The 26,751-nt window shown below is 61.3% G+C and carries 24 protein-coding genes; 17 read left to right on the top strand and 7 right to left on the bottom strand.

Going from position 1 to position 26,751, the window contains the following annotated elements:
• Positions 1–34: 34 nt before the first annotated feature.
• Complete coding sequence (gene gcvH, locus IB249_RS17655) at positions 35–418, top strand: glycine cleavage system protein GcvH (protein ID WP_192307013.1); 384 nt, start codon at positions 35–37, stop codon at positions 416–418.
• Positions 419–751: 333 nt separating this feature from the next.
• Here the strand turns inward: gcvH and IB249_RS17650 are convergent, their stop codons facing one another.
• The gene (locus tag IB249_RS17650) at positions 752–901 is read right to left on the bottom strand and encodes a hypothetical protein (RefSeq protein ID WP_192307379.1); all 150 of its coding nucleotides are present in this window, start codon (positions 899–901) and stop codon (positions 752–754) included.
• A gap of 204 nt (positions 902–1,105) precedes the next feature.
• On the opposite strand from IB249_RS17650, the gene gcvP reads away from it, so the two are divergent.
• On the top strand, positions 1,106–3,979 hold the full coding sequence (gene gcvP / locus IB249_RS17645) for an aminomethyl-transferring glycine dehydrogenase (RefSeq protein WP_192307011.1): 2,874 nt from the start codon (positions 1,106–1,108) through the stop codon (positions 3,977–3,979).
• A gap of 189 nt (positions 3,980–4,168) precedes the next feature.
• On the opposite strand, the gene IB249_RS17640 is transcribed toward gcvP, so the two are convergent.
• From IB249_RS17640 to IB249_RS17630, 3 genes are all read right to left on the bottom strand, one after another.
• On the bottom strand, positions 4,169–4,489 hold the full coding sequence (locus IB249_RS17640; protein WP_192307368.1) for a DUF2388 domain-containing protein: 321 nt from the start codon (positions 4,487–4,489) through the stop codon (positions 4,169–4,171).
• A 79-nt stretch (positions 4,490–4,568) separates the two neighbouring features.
• Complete coding sequence (locus IB249_RS17635) at positions 4,569–6,353, bottom strand: GspE/PulE family protein (RefSeq protein ID WP_192307009.1); 1,785 nt, start codon at positions 6,351–6,353, stop codon at positions 4,569–4,571.
• 90 nt (positions 6,354–6,443) lie between these two features.
• Positions 6,444–6,782, bottom strand: coding sequence for a hypothetical protein (locus IB249_RS17630; RefSeq protein WP_192307001.1), 339 nt, complete (start codon positions 6,780–6,782; stop codon positions 6,444–6,446).
• A gap of 126 nt (positions 6,783–6,908) precedes the next feature.
• On the opposite strand from IB249_RS17630, the gene IB249_RS17625 reads away from it, so the two are divergent.
• On the top strand, positions 6,909–7,373 hold the full coding sequence (locus IB249_RS17625; RefSeq protein ID WP_192306999.1) for an Lrp/AsnC family transcriptional regulator: 465 nt from the start codon (positions 6,909–6,911) through the stop codon (positions 7,371–7,373).
• Positions 7,374–7,466: 93 nt separating this feature from the next.
• On the opposite strand, the gene IB249_RS17620 is transcribed toward IB249_RS17625, so the two are convergent.
• Positions 7,467–8,837, bottom strand: coding sequence for an inorganic triphosphatase (locus IB249_RS17620; protein ID WP_192306997.1), 1,371 nt, complete (start codon positions 8,835–8,837; stop codon positions 7,467–7,469).
• Positions 8,838–8,993: 156 nt separating this feature from the next.
• Here IB249_RS17620 and argE point away from each other — a divergent pair, with 156 nt between their 5' ends.
• The 10 genes from argE (at position 8,994) to IB249_RS17570 (ending at position 19,563) form a co-directional block, all read left to right on the top strand.
• On the top strand, positions 8,994–10,163 hold the full coding sequence (argE, locus tag IB249_RS17615; protein ID WP_192306995.1) for an acetylornithine deacetylase: 1,170 nt from the start codon (positions 8,994–8,996) through the stop codon (positions 10,161–10,163).
• Between the two features lie 168 nt (positions 10,164–10,331).
• Positions 10,332–11,630 carry an amino-acid N-acetyltransferase gene (argA, locus tag IB249_RS17610; RefSeq protein ID WP_192306993.1) on the top strand — a complete coding sequence of 433 codons (1,299 nt, stop codon included), beginning with the start codon at positions 10,332–10,334 and terminating at the stop codon, positions 11,628–11,630.
• Positions 11,631–12,355: 725 nt separating this feature from the next.
• Complete coding sequence (locus IB249_RS17605) at positions 12,356–13,720, top strand: OprD family porin (RefSeq protein WP_192306991.1); 1,365 nt, start codon at positions 12,356–12,358, stop codon at positions 13,718–13,720.
• A 290-nt stretch (positions 13,721–14,010) separates the two neighbouring features.
• Entirely contained in the window at positions 14,011–14,649 is a 639-nt protein-coding gene (locus IB249_RS17600; protein WP_192306989.1) for a peroxiredoxin, read from the top strand.
• Positions 14,650–14,897: 248 nt separating this feature from the next.
• A complete protein-coding gene (gene ssuE, locus IB249_RS17595; RefSeq protein WP_192306987.1) occupies positions 14,898–15,491 on the top strand; it encodes an NADPH-dependent FMN reductase in 594 nt (197 codons plus the stop codon).
• Positions 15,492–15,580: 89 nt separating this feature from the next.
• The gene (locus IB249_RS17590; protein WP_192306985.1) at positions 15,581–16,546 is read left to right on the top strand and encodes a sulfonate ABC transporter substrate-binding protein; all 966 of its coding nucleotides are present in this window, start codon (positions 15,581–15,583) and stop codon (positions 16,544–16,546) included.
• 25 nt (positions 16,547–16,571) lie between these two features.
• Positions 16,572–17,720 carry an FMNH2-dependent alkanesulfonate monooxygenase gene (gene ssuD, locus IB249_RS17585; RefSeq protein ID WP_192306983.1) on the top strand — a complete coding sequence of 383 codons (1,149 nt, stop codon included), beginning with the start codon at positions 16,572–16,574 and terminating at the stop codon, positions 17,718–17,720.
• A gap of 8 nt (positions 17,721–17,728) precedes the next feature.
• Positions 17,729–18,511 (top strand): aliphatic sulfonate ABC transporter permease SsuC, encoded by a 783-nt coding sequence (gene ssuC, locus IB249_RS17580; RefSeq protein WP_192306982.1) that lies wholly within the window; start codon positions 17,729–17,731, stop codon positions 18,509–18,511.
• Entirely contained in the window at positions 18,508–19,314 is an 807-nt protein-coding gene (gene ssuB, locus IB249_RS17575; RefSeq protein WP_192306980.1) for an aliphatic sulfonates ABC transporter ATP-binding protein, read from the top strand. The genes ssuC and ssuB overlap by 4 nt, the downstream gene beginning before the upstream one ends.
• Positions 19,315–19,347: 33 nt before the next feature.
• Positions 19,348–19,563 carry a TOBE domain-containing protein gene (locus IB249_RS17570; protein ID WP_003229256.1) on the top strand — a complete coding sequence of 72 codons (216 nt, stop codon included), beginning with the start codon at positions 19,348–19,350 and terminating at the stop codon, positions 19,561–19,563.
• A gap of 117 nt (positions 19,564–19,680) precedes the next feature.
• Here IB249_RS17570 and IB249_RS17565 read toward each other — a convergent pair whose 3' ends face one another.
• Both IB249_RS17565 and IB249_RS17560 read right to left on the bottom strand, forming a co-directional pair.
• Positions 19,681–20,307 carry a TetR/AcrR family transcriptional regulator gene (locus tag IB249_RS17565; protein ID WP_192306978.1) on the bottom strand — a complete coding sequence of 209 codons (627 nt, stop codon included), beginning with the start codon at positions 20,305–20,307 and terminating at the stop codon, positions 19,681–19,683.
• A gap of 216 nt (positions 20,308–20,523) precedes the next feature.
• Positions 20,524–21,900, bottom strand: coding sequence for a glutamine synthetase family protein (locus IB249_RS17560; RefSeq protein WP_192306976.1), 1,377 nt, complete (start codon positions 21,898–21,900; stop codon positions 20,524–20,526).
• Positions 21,901–22,178: 278 nt separating this feature from the next.
• Between IB249_RS17560 and IB249_RS17555 the strand changes: the two genes are divergently transcribed.
• The 4 genes from IB249_RS17555 (at position 22,179) to IB249_RS17540 (ending at position 26,648) form a co-directional block, all read left to right on the top strand.
• Positions 22,179–22,490, top strand: a complete 312-nt coding sequence (locus IB249_RS17555) for a hypothetical protein (protein WP_192306974.1) — start codon at positions 22,179–22,181, stop codon at positions 22,488–22,490.
• A gap of 92 nt (positions 22,491–22,582) precedes the next feature.
• Positions 22,583–23,941 carry a glutamine synthetase family protein gene (locus tag IB249_RS17550; protein ID WP_192306972.1) on the top strand — a complete coding sequence of 453 codons (1,359 nt, stop codon included), beginning with the start codon at positions 22,583–22,585 and terminating at the stop codon, positions 23,939–23,941.
• A 59-nt stretch (positions 23,942–24,000) separates the two neighbouring features.
• Positions 24,001–25,365 (top strand): aspartate aminotransferase family protein, encoded by a 1,365-nt coding sequence (locus tag IB249_RS17545; protein ID WP_192306970.1) that lies wholly within the window; start codon positions 24,001–24,003, stop codon positions 25,363–25,365.
• A gap of 170 nt (positions 25,366–25,535) precedes the next feature.
• A complete protein-coding gene (locus IB249_RS17540) occupies positions 25,536–26,648 on the top strand; it encodes a polyamine ABC transporter substrate-binding protein (RefSeq protein ID WP_192306968.1) in 1,113 nt (370 codons plus the stop codon).
• Positions 26,649–26,751 lie beyond the last annotated feature (103 nt).

Below are 26,751 nucleotides of genomic sequence, written 5' to 3'. Positions count from 1 at the left end.
ACGACCGCTGACAATTTTCTTGAGGACACAGAACATGAGCGATATCCCTGCCGACCTGCGTTTTGCCGAAAGTCACGAATGGGCCCGCCTGGAAGCCGATGGCACCGTCACCGTGGGCATCAGCGATCACGCTCAGGAAGCCTTGGGCGATGTGGTGTTCGTTGAGCTGACCGAAGTCGGCACCCAGTTCGCCGCCGGTGATCAGTCCGGTGTGGTCGAATCGGTGAAGGCCGCTTCCGACATCTACTCCCCGGTTGCCGGTACGGTGACGGCCGTCAACGAAGAACTGAGCGCCAACCCGGAACTGCTCAACTCTGATCCGTACGGCGCCTGGATCTTCAAGCTCAAGCCAAGCAACGCTGGCGATCTGGACAAGCTGCTCGATGCGGCTGGCTACAAGGCCGCCATCGGCGAGTAAGCCCTGAGCGTCAACCCAAAGCCCCGACCTGTCGGGGCTTTTTCATGTGTGTGCCCTTGATTCCTGCGGGTGTACACGACCCCTGTGGAGAAGCTGGCTTGCCAGCGGATGGCGGTCTTATAGGCGACCCTGTTTTTTTGGGTGTACATATCCGGTGTTGCGGTAACGGCCGCTTAAGGTTCCGCCCTTACGGCGGGTCACTTTCGAAAAGCGCGAAAGTAACCAAAGCGCTTTGATCCCCTGACGTACGGTGCCTCGCCTAGGCTCGGCATACCCTCGCTCCGGTCCTGCTCCGTGGGCCCGCCGCCATCGGCCATCCATGGCCGGCGGCGGCTAAACCGGCATCCATGCCGGTTTGCCCACTGCGCAGAACCTCCACTCGGCCTTCCGACGCGGCAGATCAAAAGCCAAAGCCAAAGCCAAAGCCAAAGCCAAAGCCAAAGCCAAAGCCAAAGCCAAAGCCAAAGCCAGATCAAAAGCCAACGCATTCTCCCGTAGGAGCGAGCTTGCTCGCGATGGAGGTTCAGGCAACGCGTGCAGTCAGGCATACCGCGTCATCGTTGGCGACCATCGCCGGCCGGCCGGCCGGCTGGCGCTCGCTCCCCAGGGTTTGCATCCGACATCGGCTGCTATGCTGGATTGACCGTGTTGCATCGACGCCGAGCGCCAGTCAAGAGAGAGCCCGTCATGTCCCAGTTGCCGTCCCTGAGCCAGTTACGCGACCCCAATGCCTTCCTGCGCCGTCATCTCGGGCCCGATGCCGCCGAGCAGCAGGCGATGCTCGACAGTCTCGGCCTTGGCAGTCGCGTCGAGCTGATCGAGCAAACGGTGCCGCCGAGCATCCGCCTGAACCGGGCACTCGAGTTGCCGCCCGCCCTCGACGAACAGGCCGCGCTGGCCAAACTGCGCGGTTATGCCGAGCAGAACCAGGTCTGGACCAGCCTGATCGGCATGGGGTATCACGGCACGATCACCCCGGCCGTGATCCTGCGCAACGTGCTGGAAAACCCCGGTTGGTACACCGCCTACACGCCCTATCAACCGGAGATCGCCCAGGGTCGGCTCGAAGCCCTGCTGAACTTCCAGCAATTGACCATCGACCTCACCGGGCTGGAGCTGGCCAATGCCTCGCTGCTGGACGAAGCCACGGCGGCGGCCGAGGCCATGGCCTTGGCCAAGCGCGTCGCCAAGTCCCGGAGCAACCTGTTTTTCGTCGACGAAAACTGTCATCCGCAGACGATTTCCGTGGTGCAGACCCGTGCCGAAGGTTTCGGTTTCGAGCTGATCGTCGACACGCTGGATAACCTCAAGCAGCACCAGGTGTTCGGTGCGCTGCTGCAATACCCCGACACCCACGGCGAGATTCGCGACCTGCGCCCGTTGATCGATCACCTGCACGCCCAGCAAGCCCTGGCCTGCGTCGCCACCGATCTGTTGAGCCTGCTGTTGCTGACCCCGCCGGGCGAATTGGGCGCCGATGTGGTGTTCGGCTCGTCCCAGCGCTTCGGCGTGCCGATGGGCTACGGCGGGCCGCATGCGGCGTTTTTTGCCAGCCGCGATGAGTACAAGCGGGCGATTCCCGGGCGGATCATCGGGGTATCGAAAGATGCCCGGGGCAACACCGCGTTGCGCATGGCGCTGCAAACCCGCGAGCAGCACATCCGTCGGGAGAAGGCCAACTCGAACATCTGCACCGCCCAGGTGCTGTTGGCCAACATCGCCAGTTTTTATGCGGTCTACCACGGCCCGCAAGGGCTCAAGCGCATTGCCCAGCGTGTCCACCGGCTCACCTGCATTCTCGCGGCGGGCCTGGAACGCCACGGCATCAAGCGTCTCAACCAGCACTTCTTCGATACCCTGACGCTGGAAGTGGGAGGCACGCAGACCGCGATCATCGAAAGCGCCCGTGCCGCGCAAATCAACCTGCGCATTCTCGGGCGCGGGCGGTTGGGATTGAGCCTCGACGAAGCCTGCGATGAAAACACCGTTGCCAGGCTGTTCGACGTGTTCCTCGGTGCCGACCATGGGCTCGATGTCCAGCTACTGGACGCTGAAGACTTGCCGGCGGGGATTGCGCCCGGCCTGCTGCGTGTCTCACCGTACCTGAGTCACCCGGTGTTCAGTGCACATCACAGCGAGACCGAGATGCTGCGTTACCTCAAGCAGCTGGAGAACAAGGACCTTGCACTGAATCAGTCGATGATCCCGCTGGGCTCCTGCACCATGAAGCTCAACGCCACCAGCGAGATGATCCCCATCACCTGGCCGCAATTCGCCAACCTGCACCCGTTCGCGCCCAGGGAGCAGGCGCTTGGCTACACCTTGATGATCGAGGAACTGGAGCGCTGGCTCTGCGCGATCACCGGTTTCGATGCGATCTGCATGCAGCCCAACTCCGGTGCCCAGGGCGAATACGCCGGGTTGCTGGCGATCCGCAAATACCATGAGAGCCGCCATCAGGGGGCGCGGGACATCTGCCTGATTCCGTCCTCGGCCCACGGCACCAACCCCGCTTCCGCGCAGATGGCCGGGATGCGCGTGGTGATCGTCGAATGCGACGAGGCGGGCAACGTCGATCTGCCGGACTTGAAGGACAAGGCGGCCGAGGCCGGCGACCGGCTCGCTTGCCTGATGGCGACGTATCCCTCGACCCATGGTGTGTACGAGGAAGGTATCCGCGAGATCTGTGAAGTGATTCACCAGCACGGCGGCCAGGTGTACATGGATGGCGCCAACCTCAACGCGCAAGTCGGGTTGGCGCGGCCGGCGGACATCGGTGCCGACGTTTCGCACATGAACCTGCACAAGACCTTCTGCATTCCCCATGGCGGCGGCGGGCCCGGCATGGGGCCGATCGGAGTGCGGGCGCACCTGGCGCCGTTCGTGGCCAATCACCCGGTGGTGACCATTGATGGTCCACAGGCGCAGAACGGCGCGGTGAGTGCGGCTCCCTGGGGCAGTGCGAGCATTCTGCCGATCAGCTGGATGTACATCGCCATGATGGGACCGCAACTGGCGGACGCCAGCGAGGTGGCCATTCTCGCGGCGAATTACCTGGCGCAGCATTTGTCCGGCGCCTTCCCGGTGCTTTACACCGGTCGCAACGAACGGGTGGCCCATGAGTGCATTCTCGATCTGCGACCGCTCAAGGCACTGACCGGGATCAGCGAGGAGGACGTGGCCAAGCGCCTGATGGATTACGGCTTCCATGCACCGACCATGTCGTTCCCGGTGCCGGGCACCTTGATGGTCGAGCCGACCGAAAGCGAGTCAAAAGCGGAGCTGGACCGTTTTATCGGAGCGATGTTGAGCATTCGCGCAGAAATCACCGAGGTGCAGAACGGCACCTGGCCGGCCGAGGACAACCCGCTCAAGCGCGCGCCGCACACGCTGGCCGACATCACCGGGGTCTGGGAGCGCCCCTACAGTGTCGAACAGGCCGTGACGCCGGACGCGCACACCCGGGCGCACAAGTACTGGCCGGCGGTGAATCGGGTGGATAACGTGTATGGCGACCGGAACCTGTTTTGTGCGTGTGTGCCGGTGGATGATTACCGCTGAAACGACATAGATCCAGGGTGGGAGCGAGCCTGCTCGCGACGCGGGGTGTCAAACGACACAGATGCTGGATGTGCCTGCCTCATCGCGAGCAGGCTCGCTCACACGAATAATTGCGGCAGCTCCGGATGCCATGTTTCCTGGCAAAAAAAATGCCGCTCGATCGAGCGGCATTTTTGTCAGCGTTGAAGCTTATTCCGAAGCGACGGCGTTCTTCGCCAGGATCGCGTTCGCCAGTTCCATGTCCGTGGCCTGCAGGCCAGGGTTGTCGGCGCGGACTTTCTGCATGGCGGCTTCCAGGTACGGGCCACGAATGCTGCCGTCACTGGCGACGAAACTGCCGGCATCGTCCTGTGCGGCAATGATCAGTTTGTGATCCTTGAAGGTCAGGTAAGTCGAGCCGGTGGTGGCGCCGGACGAAATGACGTTACGCCAAAAGCTGTCGGCCATCGCCGAACCGACTGGCAGGGACAACACGGCGAGGGTAGCGACAGCAAGTTTGAAACGCATGATGGGTGACTCCACTGGGTTATCTACGGCGTTGGATCGTCAACGCCCCGGTGGAGTTCCATGCTGCCGCCGGCAACGTGTTTCATTTTTGTTCGCTTTGCGGCGTGACCCGCAACACTTCTTCGATGGTCGTCAAACCCGCAGCGACCTTCTGTGCCCCCGACAACCGCAAACTGCGCATGCCTTCCTTGAAGGCCTGGCGTCGGATCGCCAGCAGATCGGTGTCGGGGTTGATCAGCGCCTTGAGCCCGTCGGTGAGCTGCATGATTTCGTAGACCCCGGCGCGACCGCGATAACCGGTGTCGCGGCACTCCAGGCAGCCGATGGCGCGCTGGGCATTGCCCGGCAGCGGTGCCTGCCAGGGCCGGGTGAGGGTTTGCCAGTCGTCCTCGGCCAGGGTCAGTGGCGCCTTGCAGTGCGGGCACAGGGTGCGCACCAGGCGCTGGGCCATGACCCCGAGCACCGTGGCCTTGATCAGGTAATGCGGCACGCCGAGTTCCAGCAGGCGGCTGATGGCGCTGGGCGCGTCGTTGGTGTGCAGCGTCGAGAGCACCAGGTGACCGGTGAGGGCGGCCTGGATCGCCATTTCGGCGGTCTCCAGGTCACGGATCTCGCCGATCATGATGATGTCCGGGTCTTGCCGCATCAGCGCGCGTACCCCGGCGGCGAACGTCAGGTCGATGTTGTGCTGCACCTGCATCTGGTTGAACGCCGGTTCGACCATCTCGATCGGGTCTTCGATGGTGCAGAGGTTGACCTCCGGGGTCGCCAGCTTCTTGAGGGTGGTGTAGAGCGTGGTGGTCTTGCCCGAACCGGTCGGGCCGGTGACCAGGATGATGCCGTTGGGCTGTCGAGTCATGTCCTGCCAGCGACGCAAATCGTCGGCGGAGAAACCCAGCTGGTCGAAATCCTTGAGCAGCACTTCCGGGTCGAAGATGCGCATGACCATCTTCTCGCCGAACGCCGTTGGCAGCGTCGACAGCCGCAGCTCGACTTCGCCGCCGTCCGGCGTCTTGGTTTTCACCCGGCCGTCCTGGGGTTTGCGTTTTTCCGCGACGTTCATCCGCCCCAGGCTCTTGAGGCGGCTGACAATGGCCATGGTCACCTGCGGCGGGAATTGATAGACGTTGTGCAACACGCCGTCGATGCGAAAACGCACCGTGCCCTGCTCGCGCCGGGGTTCGATGTGGATATCACTGGCGCGCTGCTGGAAGGCGTACTGGAACAGCCAGTCGACGATGTTGACGATGTGCGCGTCGTTGGCGTCCGGTTCCTGGTCGCTGGCGCCGAGGTTGAGCAGTTGTTCGAAGTTGCCCAGGGTGTTGCTGTGCTGGTCGGCACTGGTCGCGCCGCTGACCGATTTGGCCAGACGGAAGAACTCGACGCTGAAGCGCTGGATGTCCACCGGGTTGGCGACCACCCGTTTGATGGGCAGCTTCAACACATGGGTCAGGTCGGCTTCCCAGCCCTTGACGTAAGGCTGGGCGCTGGCCACGGTCACCGCATCGCGATCGATCGACACCGCGAGAATCCTGTGGCGCTGGGCGAAGGCATAGGACATCAGCGGGGTCACCGCCGCGACGTTGATTTTCAGCGGGTCGATCCGCAGGTAAGGCTGGCCGGCCTGTTGCGACAGCCACAGGGTCAGGCTTTCCAGATCCAGGTGTTTGCCCGGGCGACTGAGGTCGTCCAGCTGCTGGCTGGCGATGAACTCCAGCGGATGCATCTGGCCATTGGCGGCATGACGACGGCGGGCATTGAGCGCGTGCTCGGCCGAGTCCTGGCTGATGAAACCCTGGGCGACCAGTTCGCGCAGCAAATCGTTGAGATCCAGCCAGCGGTCCTGAAGGGCAAGTTGAACGGACATGCGGGCTCCTCGTGAACATCGGTTCGCAAAGAATAGTCGGGCGCCCGATGACTGTTGGGCCACTACCCGACGAAGCCGTATCGAACCTTTTCAGCCTGTGGCGAGCGCCGCTTCAACCCACAGCGGATCAGCGCCTTGCAGCTCAACCGAACTGACGCTGATCAGGTTGCGCATTTTTTCCGCGATCACCTGGGCACGGTGCCAACTCAGCCCATCCACGACGATCTCGAGCGACAGCCCTTGTTCCCCGCGCTGCACGTTGACCTGTTGCGGAATCAGGTACTGCATCGCGAACAGGTTCAGCGCCCGGCACAGCAGGTCGGGCTCGGCTTCACCCAGCAGCTGGTAGTGGACGCAGCAGTGGGCGTTGCCGGCGTTCCAGGCATCGGTGCGGGCGGGGGCGGTGTTGACGGCTTCCAGGTGCGGCATGGTCGTTCTCCAAAATCACGGGAGGAATTTTTACATTCGAGACCGGGTATTTCTTATCTATGATGGGACTAATCGGCGATATATCGAATCAGATAATCCAACATTAACGAGATCATGGGTTTTTTTATGCAAAGCGAGCTGGATGGCTACGACCGCAGGATTCTTGCCCTGTTGCAGGAAGACGCTTCTCTCTCCAGCGCGCAGATTGCCGAACAGGTGGGGCTTTCGCAGTCGCCGTGCTGGCGGCGGATCCAGCGGATGAAGGAGGAGGGGATCATTCGCGGGCAGGTGACCTTGCTGGACCGCAAGAAGATCGGTCTCAACACCCAGATCTTCGCGCAGGTCAAACTCAACGCCCACGGACGTTCGAATTTCACCGAGTTCACCGAGGCGATTCGCGGTTTTCCCGAAGTGCTGGAGTGCTACGTGCTGATGGGGGCGGTGGATTTCATGCTGCGCATCGTGGCGGCGGACATCGAGGCGTATGAGCGGTTTTTCTTCGAGAAGTTATCGCTGGTGCCGGGAATCCAGGAAGTGAATTCGATTGTGGCGCTGTCGGAGATCAAATCGACCACGGCCTTGCCGGTCTAGGGGCTTGTGGGGAATGCGCGGGCTTCTTCGCGGGGCCCGCTCCCACACCGGACGGTATCAATCCTGTGGGAGCGAGCCTGCTCGTGATGGACATCAGCCGCGCAGCAGCATTTTCCAGGCACGGTTCTGGTACACCGCAATCGCCTGCTGCTTGCGCGCATCGAGCAACTCATCGCTGATCGTCGGCTCGCTGGCCAGCAGGGCGAGCTGCTTGAGCTCACCGTACAGGCGATCCATCTCGGCAATCTCCAGCACCTGCCGGGCATGGTGCAGCCAGACCTGGATACGCTCGATGCGCGGCAACTGCTCGGCCAGGTCTTCCGGTTGTTGCTGGTAGCGCTGCAATTGCAACGACGTGGCTTCCTCAGCCAACAGGCGCGGCAACCAGCTGGCCAGTTGCGCCGCACCCTGGCGATTGCCACGAACGTTGCGTTCGGCGGTCCAGGTGCGGGCCACCAGCCAGCGCGACGCGTTCAGGGAGAACTGGCCCCAGCGCGGGTCTTCCAGTTCCTCGAGGAACTGTTCAGGCGCGGCCTTGCGCACGTCTTCGTCGTCGATGCCGACTTGCACCAGCGGGCGCCAGTCTTCGAGCAATGCGTCCAGCGCCACGCGCAGGTCGTGGGTGGATTGACGCGGTGCGGCCTGGCCCAGGCTGCTCAGCAATGCACGCAACTCGGCGAGGTTTTCGACCCAGTCCTGCAACAGGCGCCAGTGGCCATTGAAGCGGTACTGTTCGGCCAGGCGCTGGCTGCTGCCCAGCAGGTGCCAGCCCAGCGCGGCGAACGCGTCGTCCAGCGCCGTTTCGGCGGTCAACTGCGGCGCCGGCAGGCTCAGCGAGTAGCTGTTGGCGTCGTACAGGCGATAGCCACGCTCGGCCTTGCTGATGTCACATGGCATCAGCGGCAGGGTGGCGGCCAGCTCGGCGGCCAGTTCCAGCAGGGCCTGCGGTTCGCCTTCGCGCAGTTCGAGCTCCAGCTCGCAGATTTCTTCTTTCTGCTTGCCGACCACCACATGGCCGAGGTCCAGCGCGGCTTCGATGACCACTTTGGCCTTGCCACGGCCCCAGGCGATTTCCGCTCGCTCGCGAACGAAATCGGTGGTGAAGATCGGCTTCAGGGTTTTCTTGTCCAGCTCGGCCAGTTGCTGCGGCCAGCATTCGCCGTCGAGTTTTTTCACGTCGAGCTTGGCTTTGGGCAGGTTCCAATCGTATTCGTTGCGCTCCGACAAGCCGGCGACGCTCTGGCCACGTGTCTTGAGGGTCTGGATCACCTCGTCACCGTCGCGACGCAGGCGCAGGGCCACCTTGGCACGGGCCAGGTCGCGCTCGGGCGTGTCGAAGTACTGGTTCATCAGTTCACGGCGTTCCCAGCCATTTTTGTTGCGTTTTTTCAGGAGCGGGTGCTCGCGCAGGGCGGCGAGGGTTTCGCGGCTGACGCGGAGTTTGATTTCGGTTTCTTTCTGCATGGCCGGAAAATCCAGGATCGGGAGCGCAGCCGGGGGAATGAGAGGCTGCCAAGGTCGTGCAGTGTACAGGACTCGACCCTGCTCCGCCGGGCGACGGTTTATTCCTGTCGCCGGATGGTTCTATGATGGACCTCAATTCGCCAGTCGGAGTCAGCGATGCCTTTGCCTTCCATGAAAGATCAGTTCGCTGCGCTGATTGCCACGCCCTCGGTCAGTTGCACCCAGGCCAGCCTCGATCAGAGCAATCGTCCGGTGATCGACCTGCTGGCCGCGTGGCTGAGCGATCTGGGGTTTGCCTGTGACATCCAGCCGGTCAGCCCGGGCAAGTTCAACCTGCTCGCCAGTTACGGGTCCGGCCCCGGCGGCCTGGTACTGGCGGGGCACAGCGACACGGTGCCGTTCGATGGCGCGTTGTGGCAAACCGATCCATTGAAATTGACCGAAGCCGACGGGCGCTGGATCGGCCTGGGCAGTTGCGACATGAAAGGTTTTTTCGCGCTCGCCATCGAAGCGGTCAAACCCCTGCTCGACCAGCCGTTCAAGCAACCGCTGCTGATCCTGGCCACCTGCGATGAAGAAAGTTCGATGTCCGGTGCCCGAGCCCTGGCTGAAGCCGGGCGGCCGCTGGGTCGCGCCGCGGTGATCGGCGAGCCGACCGGGCTGCGGCCGATCCGCATGCACAAGGGCATCATGATGGAACGCATCGACATCCTCGGTCAGAGCGGGCATTCCTCGGACCCTCGCCTGGGTCACAGTGCCCTGGAAGCGATGCACGATGCCATGGGCGAACTGCGAGGCCTGCGCCTGCTGTGGCAGCGTGAATTCCGCAATCCGCAGTTCGGCGTGCCGATGCCGACCCTGAATTTCGGCTGCATCCATGGCGGCGATAACCCCAATCGCATTTGTGGTCAGTGTTCGCTGGAGTTCGACCTGCGCCCCTTGCCGGGCATGGACCCCCAGGTTCTGCGCGGGGAAATTCTGCAGCGGCTCAAGCCGGTGGCGGAGCGGCATCAGGTCAAGATCGACTACGCGCCGTTGTTCCCCGCCGTGCCACCCTTCGAACAGGCGGAGGATGCCGAACTGGTGAGGATCGCCGAAAAGCTGACCGGCCACCGCGCCGAAGCGGTGGCATTCGGCACCGAAGCACCTTATCTTCAGCGTCTTGGCTGCGAGACCGTGGTACTGGGCCCAGGTGACATTGCCTGTGCACACCAACCGGGGGAATACCTCGAAATGTCACGTTTGCAACCTACCGTGCATCTATTACGTCAGTTGATCGAGCATTACTGCCTGACGCCGGCCGAAACATCAGTCTCGGTCGGTTGAATGCAATCCCTGTGGGGGCAAATTGCCCGGTAAATTGCCGATGTCCCAACCCGTATTCATGAGGAGAGCGCGCGTGTCGCCAAGCCTGTTCCGACGATAACCATCAGCCCGCTGTGCGTTTTCCGTTCCGCCCTTTTTTTGGCTGCTCTTTGTTACAGGCCCAGGTTCATGCCCGACTACGTTAATTGGCTTCGCCACGCTTCCCCTTACATCAACGCCCACCGCGATTGCACCTTTGTCGTCATGCTGCCCGGGGACGGTGTCGAACACCCGAACTTCGGCAATATCGTCCACGACCTGGTGCTGTTGCACAGCCTCGGCGTGCGCCTGGTGCTGGTCCACGGCTCCCGCCCGCAGATCGAAGCCCGCCTCGCCGCGCGCGGCCTGACCCCGCACTATCACCACGGCATGCGCATCACCGATGCGGCGACCCTAGAGTGTGTGATCGATGCCGTCGGCCAACTGCGCATCGCCATCGAGGCGCGGCTGTCGATGGACATGGCGTCGTCGCCGATGCAGGGCTCGCGCCTTCGGGTGGCCAGCGGCAACCTGGTGACCGCCCGCCCGATCGGGGTCCTCGAAGGCGTCGACTATCACCACACCGGCGAAGTGCGTCGGGTCGACCGCAAGGGTATCAATCGCCTGCTGGACGAGCGCTCCATCGTGCTGTTGTCGCCGCTGGGCTACTCGCCGACCGGTGAAACCTTCAACCTGGCCTGCGAAGACGTCGCCACCCGCGCGGCCATCGACCTGGGGGCCGACAAGTTGCTGCTGTTCGGTGCCGACCCGGGCTTGATCGATGAAAACGGTCGCCTGGTCCGTGAACTGCGCCCGCAACAAGTGCCAGCGCATTTGCAACGCCTGGGCAGCAACTATCAGGCAGAGCTGCTGGATGCGGCGGCGGAGGCCTGCCGGGGTGGTGTGGCGCGCAGCCATATCGTCAGTTACGCCGAAGATGGCGCGCTGTTGACCGAGCTGTTCACCCGTGACGGTGGCGGCACGCTGGTGGCGCAAGAGCAATTCGAGGTGGTGCGCGAGGCGGCGATTGAAGACGTCGGTGGATTGCTCGACCTGATCAGTCCGCTGGAAGAGCAGGGGATTCTGGTGCGTCGCTCGCGTGAAGTGCTGGAACGCGAGATCGAGCAGTTCAGCGTGGTCGAGCGCGAAGGCATGATCATCGCCTGCGCGGCGCTGTATCAGATTGCCGATTCCGATGCCGGGGAGCTGGCATGCCTGGCGGTGAACCCGGAGTACCGCCATGGTGGCCGTGGCGATGAGTTGCTCGAACGCATCGAGACCCGCGCCCGGGCCCAGGGCTTGAAGACGCTGTTCGTCCTCACCACACGCACGGCCCACTGGTTCCGCGAACGCGGGTTCGCGCCCAGCAGCGTCGAGCGCCTGCCCTCGGCACGGGCGTCGCTGTACAACTATCAGCGTAATTCGAAGATCTTCGAAAAAGCGCTCTGAGCCGAAGGTATTCCTGTGGGGAAGCGGGCTGGCCCGCGAAGGCGTCCCCACAGGCAACCTGACGCCGGGCCTTCCTGTGGGAGCGAGCCTGCTCGCGAAGTTCGTCAACGATAAGGCGGGCGCCTGACCCCCGTGTGATCTCAGGCTCATCGCGAGCAGGCTGGCTCCCACCGCTCACGGCAGTCCCAACATTGCGGATTACTCCTTGCGGATCGACACGGAAACGACGTTGATCAATTTTTCGCCAATCGTTTTCTCGTAAAGTGCGCCGATGGGCGGACGTGCCGGGGCCCAAACAAAAATTCAACCGATACACAAACTGTAACATTCGCTGTGGATCATGCGCGCTTCGCCATGATCGCGTCGCCTTTTCGATAGGGGTTGACGTTAAACGTACGGATCAAAAGCCAATCGATCTAAGAAAAGTCCGACAAATACTATTTAGAGATTAGCTTGGGTGCCGATATGCTGTGTCCGGTTCAGGCAAAGCGCACAAAGTCATATTCCTGAACGATATGAAAACTGATGAAACAATTCTTTTTGGGTTTATGAAAAAGTCATTACCCTGAAAGGACCAACATCACGGCGATTAGACCTTGGTCGTAGACATATGTGGTTACGATTGACTTATCGGTCACGGTACGGCGCTAATCGCGCATCTTAGGATCCCGGGCGCACGACCCAGGACCAGGAACACAAGAATTAGAAACGAGAGGAGCGAAACAATGAACAAGTCCACCTTGGCCCTGGCTGTGGCCGTAGGGGTTTTGGCGCAGCAGGCAGGCGCCGCCGGTTTCATCGAAGACAGCAAGGCCACTCTGGGCCTGCGTAACTTCTACATCAACACCGATAACCGCAACGGCACTGGCGCGAACAAGAACGAAGAGTGGGGCCAAGGCTTCGATCTGCGTTTCACCTCCGGCTACACCCAGGGCACCGTAGGCTTCGGTATCGACGCCATTGGCCTGTTGGGCGTACGTCTGGATTCGGGCGGCGGCACCAACGGTGGCACTGCTGCTTCCGCGACGAGCTATGGCTCCTACGGCGGCACCGTTTTCCCAAGCAAATCCAACGGCGAAGCGGTTGATAACTTCTCCAGCCTGGGCCTGACTGCCAAAGCCAAGATCTCCCAGACCGAACTGAAGCTGGGTACCCTGCAGCCGAAGAACCCGGTGATCGTGACCAACGACGGTCGTCTGCTGCCACAAACCTGGCAGGGTGGCCAGATCACTTCCGGCGACATCAAGGACCTGACCCTGGTGGGCGGTCAGATCGAAGCCGTGAAAGGTCGTAACTCCAGCAACAACGAGCAAATGAGCATCGCTGGTGCCAACGCCCGCAGCGCGAGTGGTCGCGATAGCAACAAGTTCATCTACGCCGGTGGCGACTACAAGATCACCAAGGATCTGACCGCCCAGTACTACTACGGCAACCTGGAAGACTTCTACAAGCAGCACTTCCTGGGTCTGGTACACAACTGGGCAATCGGTCCAGGCGTGCTGAAGTCCGATTTCCGTTACTTCAACAGCTCGGATGACGGCGCAAACGGTCACGACCCGCTGTACTACAGCACCGGTAACTACAGCAGCACTGGCACCGGCAAAGGCAAGGTCGACAACAACCTGTACAGCGGCCTGTTCCTGTACACCGTTGCCGGTCACACCTTCGGTGGCGGCTACCAGGTCAGCAACGGCAGCAGCGACTTCCCTTGGCTGAATCAGGGTGACGGTTCTTCGAACTACACCATCACCGACATGCAGATCCAGAAGTTCAACCGTGCCGGCGAGAAAACCTGGCAGGCTCGCTACTCGTATGACTTCGCCAAGGTTGGCGTTCCTGGCCTGACAGCCGGTATGGTTTACCTGCGTGGTAGCGACATCGATACTAACCGTCAGAGCGCTACTGTGCCTGCGGGCAACAACAACAGTGAGTGGGAACGTGACCTGACTGTTGCTTACGTTGTGCCAGAAGGTCCGCTGAAAAACGTTGGCTTCATGTGGAAAAACGCTTCGTGGCGCAGTGGCATCCCAGGTCAGCGCGACCAGGACGAAAACCGCCTGATCCTCAGCTACTCGATCCCGCTGTTGTAATAGCGCTCGCGTAACCGCTGAAAAAAAGCCCCGCCCGGCATCACGCCGGGCGGGGCTTTTGCATTCCAGCACGGGGTCACCCCCGTAATCCCGCACTGAAATCCCTCTTTGCAGCAACTCAAGGCCTTCTCGAACCTCGAGCGCGATAGTCCTCGCGATGGCCGGGCAGGTCCAGTGAACAGATCTTTAATATTCTTTAAAGATCTAATAATGTCTTTATTTATTCTTTTTATCAGATCCAGAATACGGGCTACAGTTGAGTTCTACACCACACTCATCAGGAGCCCATCATGAGCATCAGACTCGGCGACATCGCCCCCGATTTCGAACAGGATTCCAGCGCTGGCACTATCCGTTTCCATGAATGGCTGGGCGATAGTTGGGGCGTGCTGTTTTCCCACCCGGCGGACTTCACCCCGGTGTGCACCACCGAGCTGGGCTTCACCGCCAAGCTCAAGGACGAGTTCACCCGGCGTGGGGTCAAGGCCATCGCGTTGTCCGTCGACCCGGTGGACTCGCACCACAAGTGGATCGACGACATCAACGAAACCCAGAACACCCTCGTCAACTTCCCGATCCTGGCCGACGCCGACCGCAAGGTGTCGGACTTGTACGACCTGATCCACCCCAACGCCAGCGACACCCTGACCGTGCGTTCGCTGTTCGTGATCGACCCGAACAAGAAAGTTCGGCTGACCATCACCTACCCGGCGAGCACCGGTCGCAACTTCAATGAAATCCTGCGGGTGATCGATTCGCTGCAGCTGACCGACAACTACAAGGTGGCGACTCCGGCCAACTGGCAGGACGGTGACGAGGTCGTGATCGTGCCGTCGCTCAAGGATGAAGACGAAATCAAGCAGCGCTTCCCCAAAGGCTATCGCGCAGTGAAGCCGTACCTGCGCCTGACGCCGCAACCGAACCGTTAAGCCGTACCCGTGGGAGCGAGCCTGCTCGCTTCCACAGGGGAAATGATCAGTACCGACAAAGCAGGGGATTTCCGGCCGTTTCGACGGCCTTTTTTTATGCCTGGAAAGCGTTGGAATTCATATCTCTTTATCGTATAACCAAATGAATAAATATGATTTAAAGATATATGAATCACCTGTTAAGGTCTCTCCATCGAAGCGAGATCGCACACTGCGAATCGCCTGCACCGTTCAAGGAATCGTCTGAAATGCTGGTCGTCTCACTCGGTGGCAGTCCCAGCCAACGCTCCCGTTCCGGGGTGCTGCTGGAACGCTCCCAACGCTGGTTGCAAGCGCAGGGTGTGGAAGTGGTGAGTTACCAGGTACGGGACTTCCCGGCCGAGGACTTGCTGCACGCACGGTTCGACAGCCCGAAAGTGCTTGATCTGTTGCAACAGATCGAAAACGCCGACGGCCTGTTGATTGCCACCCCGGTGTACAAGGCTTCGTTCTCCGGCGCATTGAAGACTGTGCTGGACCTGCTGCCCGAGCGTGCATTGGCACACAAGGTGGTGTTGCCCATGGCGACCGGCGGCAGCATCGCCCACATGTTGGCGGTGGATTACGCCCTCAAGCCGGTGTTGTCGGCGTTAAAGGCCGATGAGCTGCTGCAGGGGATTTTCGCCGTCGATACCCAGATTGCCTACGGCGAAGGCAGTGCTGCGGCGCAACTGGCGCCGGAGCTGGAACAACGCTTGAACGAGTCGCTGGAACTGTTCTTCGGCGCCATGGCCCGACGGCCCAAGCCGCTCGATCCGAACCTGTTGAACGACCGTCTGTTGAGTGCTCGCTGGAGCATTTGAGCAACACTCGAATTCGATGTACTCACCTTACTCAGCCGTCAACGGCCAAGCAGGTGCAGCCAAAACCCAACTGCAAAAAGGAGAGCGCTATGCGCACTGTCATTTTGCGTCGCGGGCTGGTCGCTCTGTTTGTTGCGGCTGTGTCCTTCGGCGCCATTACTCAAGCTCAAGCCGAGACCCTGCGAATCGGTTATCAGAAGTACGGCACCCTGGTGCTGCTCAAGGCCAAGGGTACGCTGGAAAAACGCCTCGCCGCCCAAGGCGTGGACGTGCAATGGACTGAATTCCCCGGCGGCCCGCAACTGCTCGAGGGTCTGAACGTTGGCTCCATCGACTTTGGCGTGACCGGCGAGACACCGCCTGTGTTCGCCCAGGCCGCCGGTGCCGATCTGCTCTACGTGGCCTACGAACCGCCAGCGCCGCACAGCGAAGCGATCCTGGTGCCCAAGGACTCGCCGATCAAATCGGTGAAGGACCTCAAGGGCAAGAAAGTCGCGCTCAACAAAGGCTCCAACGTGCATTACCTGCTGGTTCGCGCACTGGAAGACGCCGGCCTCAAATACACCGATATCCAGACCGTGTTCCTGCCGCCGGCCGATGCCCGCGCCGCATTCGAGCGTGGCAGCGTCGATGCCTGGGTGATCTGGGACCCTTACCAGGCCGCTGCCGAACAGCAACTGCAAGCGCACACCCTGCGCGATGGCCAGGGCATCGTCGACAACCACCAGTTCTACCTCGCCACCAAGCCCTATGCACAGAAAAATCCCGAGGTGATCAAAACCCTCGTGGACGAAGTGCGCGCCGTCGGCGAATGGTCCAAGGCCAACCCTGAAGACGTGACCAAGCAGGTCGCACCACTGCTCGGCCTGCCGGCGGAGATCACCCTGACTTCGGTGAAACGCCAGGGTTATGGCGCGCTGTTCCTGACCCCTGAAGTGGTCGCCGCGCAACAGAAAATCGCTGACAGCTTCTACCAGCTCAAGCTGATTCCCAAGCCGTTGAGCATCAAAGACGTGATCTGGACACCACCGGCCGCCGTTGCCAAGGCGCAGTAACTCGATTCCCCAAGGAGACCACTCCATGAGCCTCAGTATTTTCTGGTTCCTGCCTACCCACGGCGACGGCCATTACCTTGGCACCGCCGAAGGCGCTCGCGCCGTTGACCACGGCTACTTGCAGCAGATTGCGCAGGCGGCGGATCGCCTGGGCTTCGGCGGGGTGCTGATCCCGACCGGTCGTTCCTGCGAAGACTCGTGGCTGGTGGCCGCGTCGCTGATCCCGGTGACCCAGCGTCTGAAATTCCTTGTCGCCCTGCGCCCCGGGATCATTTCCCCAACGGTGGCGGCGCGTCAGGCGGCGACCCTGGATCGTCTGTCCGGTGGGCGCGCGCTGTTCAACCTGGTGACGGGTGGCGATCCGGAAGAATTGGCCGGCGACGGTTTGTTCCTCAGTCATGAAGAGCGCTACCAGGCCTCGGTGGAGTTCACCCGGATCTGGCGGCGCGTGCTGGAAGGCGAAACCGTGGACTACGACGGTCAGCACATCAGCGTGAAGGGCGCCAAGCTGCTCTATCCGCCGATCCAGCAACCGCGTCCGCCGCTGTACTTCGGCGGCTCTTCGGAAGCGGCGCAGGATCTTGCGGCGGAGCAGGTGGAGATGGTCCTGACCTGGGGCGAGCCACCGGTCGCCGTGGCCGAGAAAATCGAACAAGTGCGGGCGAAAGCCGCGAAACTGGGACGCACCGTGCGTTTCGGCATTCGTCTGCACGTGATCGTTCGGGAAACCAATGCCGAAGCCTGGCAAGCGGCGGATCGCCTGATCTCGCACCTGGACGACGACACCATTGCCCGAGCCCAGGCCTCCCTGGCGCGTTTCGATTCGGTCGGCCAGCAGCGCATGGCGGCCCTGCATGGCGGCAGTCGCGACAACCTCGAAGTCAGCCCGAACCTGTGGGCCGGCGTCGGCCTGGTGCGCGGTGGCGCGGGCACGGCGCTGGTCGGCGACGGTCCCACCGTGGCCGCTCGCGTCAAGGAGTACGCGGACCTGGGCATCGATACGTTCATCTTTTCCGGTTATCCACACCTGGAAGAGTCGTACCGTGTCGCCGAGCTGCTGTTCCCGCATCTGGACATCGAGCGTCCCGAGTTGCCGAAAGGTGCCGGGTACGTCAGCCCGTTCGGCGAGATGATCGCCAACGATGTGCTGCCCAAAGCCGCGTCCCAGAGCTGAGGCGCGCCATGAAGAAAATTATCCACAACCTGGCGCCCTGGGCGTTGCCGGTGTTGCTGCTGGCGGTGTGGCAGTTGTCGGTGTCGGCGGGCTGGTTGTCGACCCGAATCCTGCCGGCCCCCATCGCGGTGATCGAGGCCGGGGTGAGCCTGGTAAGCAGCGGTGAAATCTGGACGCACCTGGCAATCAGTGGCTGGCGCGCGGCGCTGGGTTTTGCCATTGGCGGCGGCATCGGCCTGGCGTTGGGCTTCATCACCGGCCTGTCGAAATGGGGTGAACGCCTGCTCGACAGTTCGGTGCAGATGATTCGCAACGTGCCGCACCTGGCGCTGATTCCGCTGGTGATCCTGTGGTTTGGCATCGATGAGTCGGCGAAGATCTTCCTGGTGGCATTGGGCACCTTGTTCCCGATCTACCTCAACACCTATCACGGCATCCGCAACGTCGACCCGGCGCTGGTGGAAATGGCGCGCAGCTACGGCTTGTCCGGTTTCAGCCTGTTCCGCCAGGTGATTCTGCCGGGTGCGCTGCCTTCGATCCTGGTCGGCGTGCGCTTCGCTCTGGGCTTCATGTGGTTGACCCTGATCGTCGCCGAAACCATCTCCGCCAGCTCCGGCATCGGCTACCTGGCGATGAATGCCCGGGAGTTCCTGCAGACCGACGTGGTGGTGCTGGCAATTCTGATGTACGCGGTGCTCGGCAAGCTGGCCGACCTCGCGGCCCGTGGCCTGGAGCGCGTATGGCTACGCTGGCATCCGGCCTATCAGGTCGCCAAGGGAGGTGCCGCATGACCGCTCAACAACCTCCACGCCTGCTGCGCGGTATTCCGCTGGCGGTGCGCAAGCTGCAGAAAACCTTTGGTTCGCGACAAGTACTGCGCGAGATCGACCTGCACATCCCCGCTGGCCAGTTCGTCGCCGTGGTCGGGCGCAGCGGTTGCGGCAAAAGCACCTTGCTGCGTTTGCTCGCCGGCCTCGACAAGCCCACGGGCGGCGAGTTGCTGGCCGGCTCCGCGCCGCTGAGCGACGCCCGGGAAGACACGCGGTTGATGTTCCAGGAAGCGCGCCTGCTGCCGTGGAAAAAGATCATCGACAACGTGGGGCTTGGGCTGACGGGCGATTGGCGGCCCCAGGCGCTGCAAGCGCTCGAGTCGGTCGGTCTCGCGGACCGCGCCAATGAATGGCCGGCGGCGCTGTCCGGCGGCCAGAAACAACGGGTGGCCCTGGCCCGCGCGCTGATCCATCAACCGCGCCTGCTGCTGCTCGATGAGCCACTGGGGGCGCTGGATGCCCTGACCCGTATCGAAATGCAGCAACTGATCGAGCGGCTCTGGCAGCAGCATGGCTTCACCGTGTTGCTGGTGACCCACGACGTCAGTGAGGCGGTGGCGATTGCCGATCGGGTGATCCTGATCGAAGACGGCGAAGTCGGCCTCGACCTGCATGTGGAACTGCCGCGCCCCCGGGTCCGTGGCTCCCATCGGCTGGCGGCGCTGGAAACCGAAGTCCTCAATCGCGTCCTCGCGCTGCCCGGCGAACCGCCGGAACCGGAACCTGTTTCACCCTTGCCCACGCAGCTGCGTTGGGCTCAATAACTCAAGCCTCATCCCACGACAGGAATCAACATCATGACTATCAAAGCCATCAACGTTCGTAACCAGTTCAAAGGCTCGATCAAGGAAATCGTACTCGGCGACGTGCTGTCGGAAATCGACGTACAGACCGCTTCCGGCATCGTCACGTCGGTGATCACCACCCGCTCGGTGAAAGAGCTGGAACTGGTGGTCGGCAGTGAAGTGATTGCGTTTGTGAAATCCACCGAGGTGTCGATCGCCAAGTTGTGATCGCATGCGGTACGCACAGCCCCGAAAGGCTTGAGCCCTTCGGGGTTTTTTATGCGTGTGATTCAGTCGGGCGGAGCGGGCTTGCTCGCGAAGAGGCCCGTCAGACCTGCAGAAATATCAGCGCTTGGGCAGATAAGGCGGCAAATACAGCCCCAGGTATGCATCGAACACCCGCATGCCTTCCTCGGCCATGCGCGGGGTGATCTGCCCGTGCTGCTGCACCGAGCGGGCGTAGACGCGGTCGCCCAGCTCCATGGCCAGGGCAAACACGTCGACATCGCCGGGCAACCTTGGCAGTTCGAAGTGATGGTCGAACAGCTTGTGCATCAGGTCGCCCAGCTCGATGTCGTGCTGGCGGTCGGCCTGGGTGACTTCGGTCAGCCCGTGCTGGGCGAGGATCAGTTGGCGGGCGGCGGCGTCTTCGTCGTAGATGTCGAGCATCCGTTGCTCCACCAGCCGCGACAGGTCGCGCCAGTCCTTGAGCGTCGCGTGGTCGATGGGCGCTTGCAGGCAGGCGCGAAAGGCGGCGTGGACGTCGGCGGTCAGCGCTTCGAGCAACGCCGGGACGCTGGCGAAGAAGTGGTAGACGGAGGAGGGCGGAATCTGTGCACGCTCGGCCACGCTGTAGATCGACAGGCTGGCCACGCCCTCGGCGGCCAGCAGCGTGCGGGCGGCATCGAGTATCGAATCGATCCGCGCCTGGCTGGCTGCGCGGGGTTTGCGTGGGGTGGCGGCGCGTGTCATTGGGCTCTCCTGCGGGGCAGCGGGCATTGTACGAGCAGGCATCTGTGTTGTCTTGTGGGCCACCATCGCGAGCAGGCTCGCTCCCACATTGGAAATGCGTTCTCATGTGGGAGCGAGCCTGCTCGCGATGGCGGCCGTCTCGTGCCCAATGAAAGAAACCCATAAAAAAACGCCGCAGGTTGTGAGGCCTGCGGCGTTTTTCCTGACTGCAATCGCTTACACGGTATGCAGGTACCAGTTGTACTCAAGGTCGGAGATGGAGTGTTCGAACTCCTCCAGCTCGCTTTCCTTGCAGGCCACGAAGATATCGATGTACTTCGGATCGATGTACTTGGCCATGACTTCGCTGTCGTCCAGCTCGCGCAATGCATCGCGCAGGTTGTTCGGCAGGCTCTGCTCGTTCTGCTCGTAGGAGTTGCCTTCCACGGGCGCGCCCGGCTCGATCTTGTTGGTCAGGCCGTGGTGCACGCCGGCCAGGACCGAAGCCATCAGCAGGTACGGGTTGGCGTCGGCGCCGGCCACGCGGTGCTCGATGCGCACCGCATCGGCGGAGCCGGTCGGCACACGGATCGCAACGGTGCGGTTATCCAAGCCCCAGCACGGCGAGTTCGGCACGTAGAACTGGGCGCCGAAACGACGGTACGAGTTGACGTTCGGGCAGAGGAAAGCCATCTGCGCGGGCAGGGTCTCGAGCACACCGCCGATCGCGTGACGTAGCGCGGCGTTCTGCTCGGGATCCTCGCTGGCAAAAATATTCTTGCCGTCTTTGTCGAGTATCGAAATGTGGACGTGAAGGCCGTTGCCTGCCTGGCCCGGGTAAGGCTTGGCCATGAAGGTGGTGTCCATTTCATGGTCGTAGGCGATGTTTTTGATCAGGCGCTTGAGCAGGACCGCGTAGTCGCAGGCCTTGATCGGGTCGGCCACGTGGTGCAGGTTCACTTCGAACTGCGCCGGGGCACTTTCCTTGACGATGGCGTCGGCCGGGATGCCTTGCTCCTTCGCACCTTCGAGGATGTCCTGGAGGCAATCGACGTATTCGTCGAGGTCGTCGATCAGGTAGACCTGTGTCGAGTGCGGGCGTTTGCCGGAAATCGGCGAGCGAGGCGGTTGCGGACGACCGTTCACGTTCTCCTGGTCGATCAGGTAGAACTCCAGCTCGAAGGCGGCGCAGATGGTCAGGCCCAGCTCGTCGAACTTGGTAACAACTTGTCGCAGGACTTCGCGCGGGTCGGCGAAGAAGGGTTCACCTTCGAGTTCGTGCATGGTCATCAGCAGTTGCGCGGTCGGGCGCTTCTGCCAGGGCTCATTGCACAGGGTGTCGGGGATTGGATAGCAGATTCGGTCAGCATCACCGATGTCCAGGCCCAGGCCGGTGCTTTCCACCGTAGAGCCGTTGATATCCAGGGCAAATAGGGAGGCCGGCAGGTTGATGCCTTTCTCGTAAACCTTGTGGAGGCTGGTGCGTTCGATGCGCTTGCCGCGCACCACACCATTCATATCCGCAATCAGAAGGTCAACGTACAGAACCTCAGGATGTTCCTTAAGGAACACGTTCGCTTCGTTAAGCTGAACGGCACGCGGGGGTACCGACATGATGCAACACCTTTGTTGTTAAAAATATCAATCATTGATCTCTTCGGATTCCAGTCAACCCGAACGGCATGCCGAAGTCAAGCGAGGGCGTTTTTGCCCTAAAAAAGCGCTCGTGAGGCTTTTTTGAAGCACTTTGGGGCGTTTTTATGCCTTCGAGCGCTTGCCCGGCTGCGGGCTTGAGCGGGCCGTGTTGTATTTTTTACGGGGGTGTTGTGTAAAAAAATGAACAAGGCTAAGCTCGATTCAAACCCATAACAGCAATAATACCGGGGTGCTTCATGTCTCGCCTGCCGTTAATCGGCATCACCGAATGCTTCAAGCAGAACGGTCCGCATGCCTCTCACATGAGTGACGATACGAATGTTCGCACCCTGGGCGCAGCGGCTTCGGGCTTGACGGCGATTTCTGCGTCCCTGATCAAACCGGCGCTGGCGTCCGATATTCTGGACGGCACCGATGGCACCCCCATTACGGTTACTCCTTTCAATATAGAACCGATTCACAATGGCGGCCTGGCGATCCGCGGCACGCCCGCGCTCGCGATTCTGCACGCCCGGCACGCGCCGTGCACTTGGGTGAAAACACGATAGCCTGTCGTTGACCTACATTTCAACGCGACGCCGATGCGTCAAAACATCGCCTGGCTTGCGATAGCCAGGAAACTCAAAGCCTAGAGGCATTTATGAGTCACAACCTCGACCAGCTCACCGATTGGTTGAAAGACCACAAGATCACAGAAGTCGAATGCATGATCGCCGACTTGACCGGGATCACCCGGGGCAAGATTTCGCCGACCAACAAGTTCATCGCCGAAAAAGGCATGCGCCTGCCCGAGAGCGTTCTGTTACAGACCGTGACCGGCGACTATGTCGAAGACGACATCTATTACGAACTGCTCGACCCGGCGGACATCGACATGGTCTGCCGTCCCGACCAGAACGCGGTTTACCTGGTGCCCTGGGCCATCGAGCCCACTGCCCAAGTGATCCACGACACCTATGACAAGCAAGGCAACCCGATCGAGCTGTCGCCGCGCAACGTGCTCAAGAAGGTCCTCAAGCTCTATGCCGACAAGGGCTGGCAGCCGATCGTGGCGCCGGAGATGGAGTTCTACCTGACCAAGCGCAGCGATGACCCGGACTATCCGTTGCAGCCGCCCATCGGCCGTTCCGGGCGCCCGGAAATCGGTCGCCAGTCGTTCTCCATCGAAGCGGCGAACGAGTTCGATCCGTTGTTCGAAGACGTCTATGACTGGTGCGAATTGCAGGAACTGGACCTCGACACGCTGATCCACGAGGACGGCACGGCGCAGATGGAAATCAACTTCCGTCATGGCGATGCCCTGTCCCTGGCCGACCAGATCCTGGTGTTCAAGCGCACCATGCGCGAAGCCGCACTCAAGCACGACGTGGCGGCCACCTTCATGGCCAAACCCATGACCGGCGAGCCGGGCAGCGCGATGCACCTGCACCAAAGCATCATCGACATCGAGACCGGCAAGAACATCTTTTCCAATGAAGACGGGACCATGAGCCAGCTGTTCCTGCACCACATCGGTGGCCTGCAGAAGCTGATTCCCGAGTTGTTGCCGCTGTTCGCGCCGAACGTCAACTCGTTCCGCCGCTTCCTGCCGGACACCTCGGCACCGGTGAACGTGGAGTGGGGTGAAGAGAATCGCACCGTGGGCCTGCGGGTTCCGGATGCCGGTCCGCAAAACCGTCGGGTGGAAAACCGCCTGCCGGGCGCCGACGCCAACCCTTACCTGGCCATCGCCGCGAGCCTGCTCTGCGGCTACATCGGCATGGTCGAAGGCATGAACCCGAGTGCGCCGGTGGTGGGGCGCGGCTATGAACGCCGCAACCTGCGCCTGCCACTGACCATCGAGGACGCGCTCGAACGCATGGAAAACAGCGCGACCATCGAACGCTACCTGGGCAAAAATTTCATCACTGGCTACGTCGCGGTCAAGCGGGCCGAGCATGAAAACTTCAAGCGCGTCATCAGTTCGTGGGAACGGGAATTCCTGCTCTTCGCCGTCTGATGCGCCGGGCGCTGCCGCTGTCGGGCAGCGCTTTCACCTGGATTTTTTAGGAGATTCGTATGACCAGCAACAACCCGCAAACCCGTGAATGGCAAACCCTGAGCAATGATCACCACCTGGCGCCGTTCAGCGACTTCAAGCAGCTGAAAGAAAAAGGCCCGCGGATCATCACCAATGCCAAGGGTGTCTACCTGTGGGACAGCGAAGGCAACAAGATTCTCGACGGCATGGCCGGCCTGTGGTGTGTGGCGATCGGTTACGGTCGTGATGAACTGGCCGATGCGGCCAGCAAGCAAATGCGCGAGCTGCCTTATTACAACCTGTTCTTCCAGACCGCTCACCCGCCGGTCCTGGAGCTGTCCAAGGCCATCGCCGACATCGCGCCGCAGGGCATGAACCACGTGTTCTTCACTGGCTCCGGTTCCGAAGGCAACGACACAATGCTGCGCATGGTCCGCCACTATTGGGCGATCAAGGGCCAGCCGAACAAGAAAGTCATCATCAGCCGCAAGAACGGCTATCACGGTTCCACCGTGGCCGGCGCGAGCCTGGGTGGCATGACCTACATGCACGAGCAGGGCGACCTGCCGATTCCGGGCATCGTTCACATCGCCCAGCCGTACTGGTTCGGCGAAGGCGGCGACATGACGCCGGAAGAGTTCGGTGTGTGGGCAGCCAACCAGCTGGAAGAGAAAATTCTCGAAGTGGGCGTGGACAACGTCGGTGCATTCATTGCCGAGCCGATCCAGGGTGCCGGTGGCGTGATCATTCCGCCAGAGACCTACTGGCCGCGCATCAAGGAGATCCTCGCCAAGTACGACATCCTGTTCGTGGCGGACGAAGTGATCTGTGGCTTCGGTCGCACCGGTGAGTGGTTCGGTACCGATTTCTACGGCCTCAAGCCCGACATGATGACCATCGCCAAAGGCCTGACCTCCGGCTACATCCCCATGGGTGGCCTGATCGTGCGCGACGAAGTGGTGGCGGTGCTCAACGAGGGCGGCGACTTCAACCACGGTTTCACCTACTCCGGGCACCCGGTGGCCGCCGCCGTGGCCCTGGAAAACATCCGCATCATGCGCGACGAAAAAATTATCGAACGCGTTCACGCAGAAACGGCACCTTATTTGCAGAAACGTCTGTGGGAACTGAACGATCACCCGTTGGTGGGGGAAGTGCGTGGGGTCGGTCTGCTGGGGGCGATCGAGCTGGTACAGGACAAGGCCACGCGCAAGCGTTACGAAGGCAAGGGCGTCGGCATGATCTGCCGCCAGTTCTGCTTCGACAACGGCCTGATCATGCGCGCCGTGGGCGACACCATGATCATCGCTCCACCGCTGGTGATCACCAAGGCGGAAATCGATGAGCTGGTCGAGAAGGCGCGCAAGTGCCTTGACCTGACCCTGAGTGCGTTGCAGGGCTAAGTGCTAGGCTCTGAGCGGGAGACATGAAACTTTCGCTCAGGGCAGCCATAAAGGGTGGCCTTTCCTTGAAAGACCGCCTCGGATCTTGCCAGACTAGCCGCGGTTCCAGTTGTCCGGGTTCGGCCGCTGAACAAAGTGGTTCAAAAAAGAAAAATTTGGAGCATTAACGCATGAAGGCATTAGGAAAAAAGCTTGCTGGCAAGACTCTCCTCGCCATGTCCCTGATGGGATTGATGGCGGGTGCGGTGCAGGCGGACGACAAGGTGTTGCACGTCTATAACTGGTCCGATTACATCGCTCCGGACACCATCAAGAAGTTTGAAGACGAGTCGGGCATCAAGGTGGTCTACGACGTCTTCGACAGCAACGAAACCCTGGAAGCCAAGTTGCTGGCGGGCAAGTCCGGCTACGACGTCGTCGTGCCGTCGAACAACTTCCTGGCCAAGCAGATCAAGGCGGGCGTCTACCAGAAGCTGGACAAGTCCAAGCTGCCAAACTGGAAAAACCTGAACACCGACCTGCTCAAGGCGGTATCGGTCAGCGACCCGGGCAACGAACACGCCTTCCCGTACATGTGGGGTTCGATCGGCATCGGCTTCAACGCCGACAAGGTCAAGGCTGCACTGGGTGCCGATGCACCGACCAATTCCTGGGACCTGCTGTTCAAGCCTGAAAACGCCGCCAAGTTGAAGTCGTGCGGGATCAGCTTCCTCGATTCGCCAACCGAGATGATTCCGGTGGCGCTGCATTACCTGGGCTATCCGACCGACAGCCAGGACAAGAAACAACTGGCTGAAGCCGAAGCGCTGTTCCTGAAAATCCGTCCTTCGGTGGGCTACTTCCACTCGTCCAAGTACATCTCCGACCTGGCCAACGGCAACATCTGCGTGGCTGTCGGTTACTCGGGTGACATCTACCAGGCCAAGTCCCGCGCGGCTGAAGCCGGCGACAAGGTGAAAGTCAGCTACAACATTCCGAAAGAAGGTGCCGGCAGCTTCTACGACATGGTCGCCATCCCCAAGGATGCTGAAAACGTCGAGGGTGCCTACAAGTTCATGACCTTCCTGCAGAAGCCGGAAATCATGGCTGAAATCACCAACGCCGTGCGCTTCCCTAACGGTAACGCCGAAGCCACCAAACTGGTGGACAAGGACATCACCAGCGACCCGGGCATCTACCCACCAGCCGACGTGCTGGCCAAGCTGTACGCGATTGCCGACTTGCCGGCCGCGACCCAGCGGATCCTGACGCGCAGCTGGACCAAGATCAAATCCGGTAAATAAGCGGGTTTGAAGCGGTTTCCTGTTGCCGCCGCCAACGCGGCGACGGCAACAGGAGCAAATAAATGACGGAAAGTTTTGCTGGATCGGTTTTTCGAGGGTAAGT

It is taken from the genome of Pseudomonas sp. PDM04 (genome assembly GCF_014851765.1).
Taxonomy (GTDB): domain Bacteria; phylum Pseudomonadota; class Gammaproteobacteria; order Pseudomonadales; family Pseudomonadaceae; genus Aquipseudomonas.
This window is presented reverse-complemented; position numbering and strand designations above follow the sequence as displayed.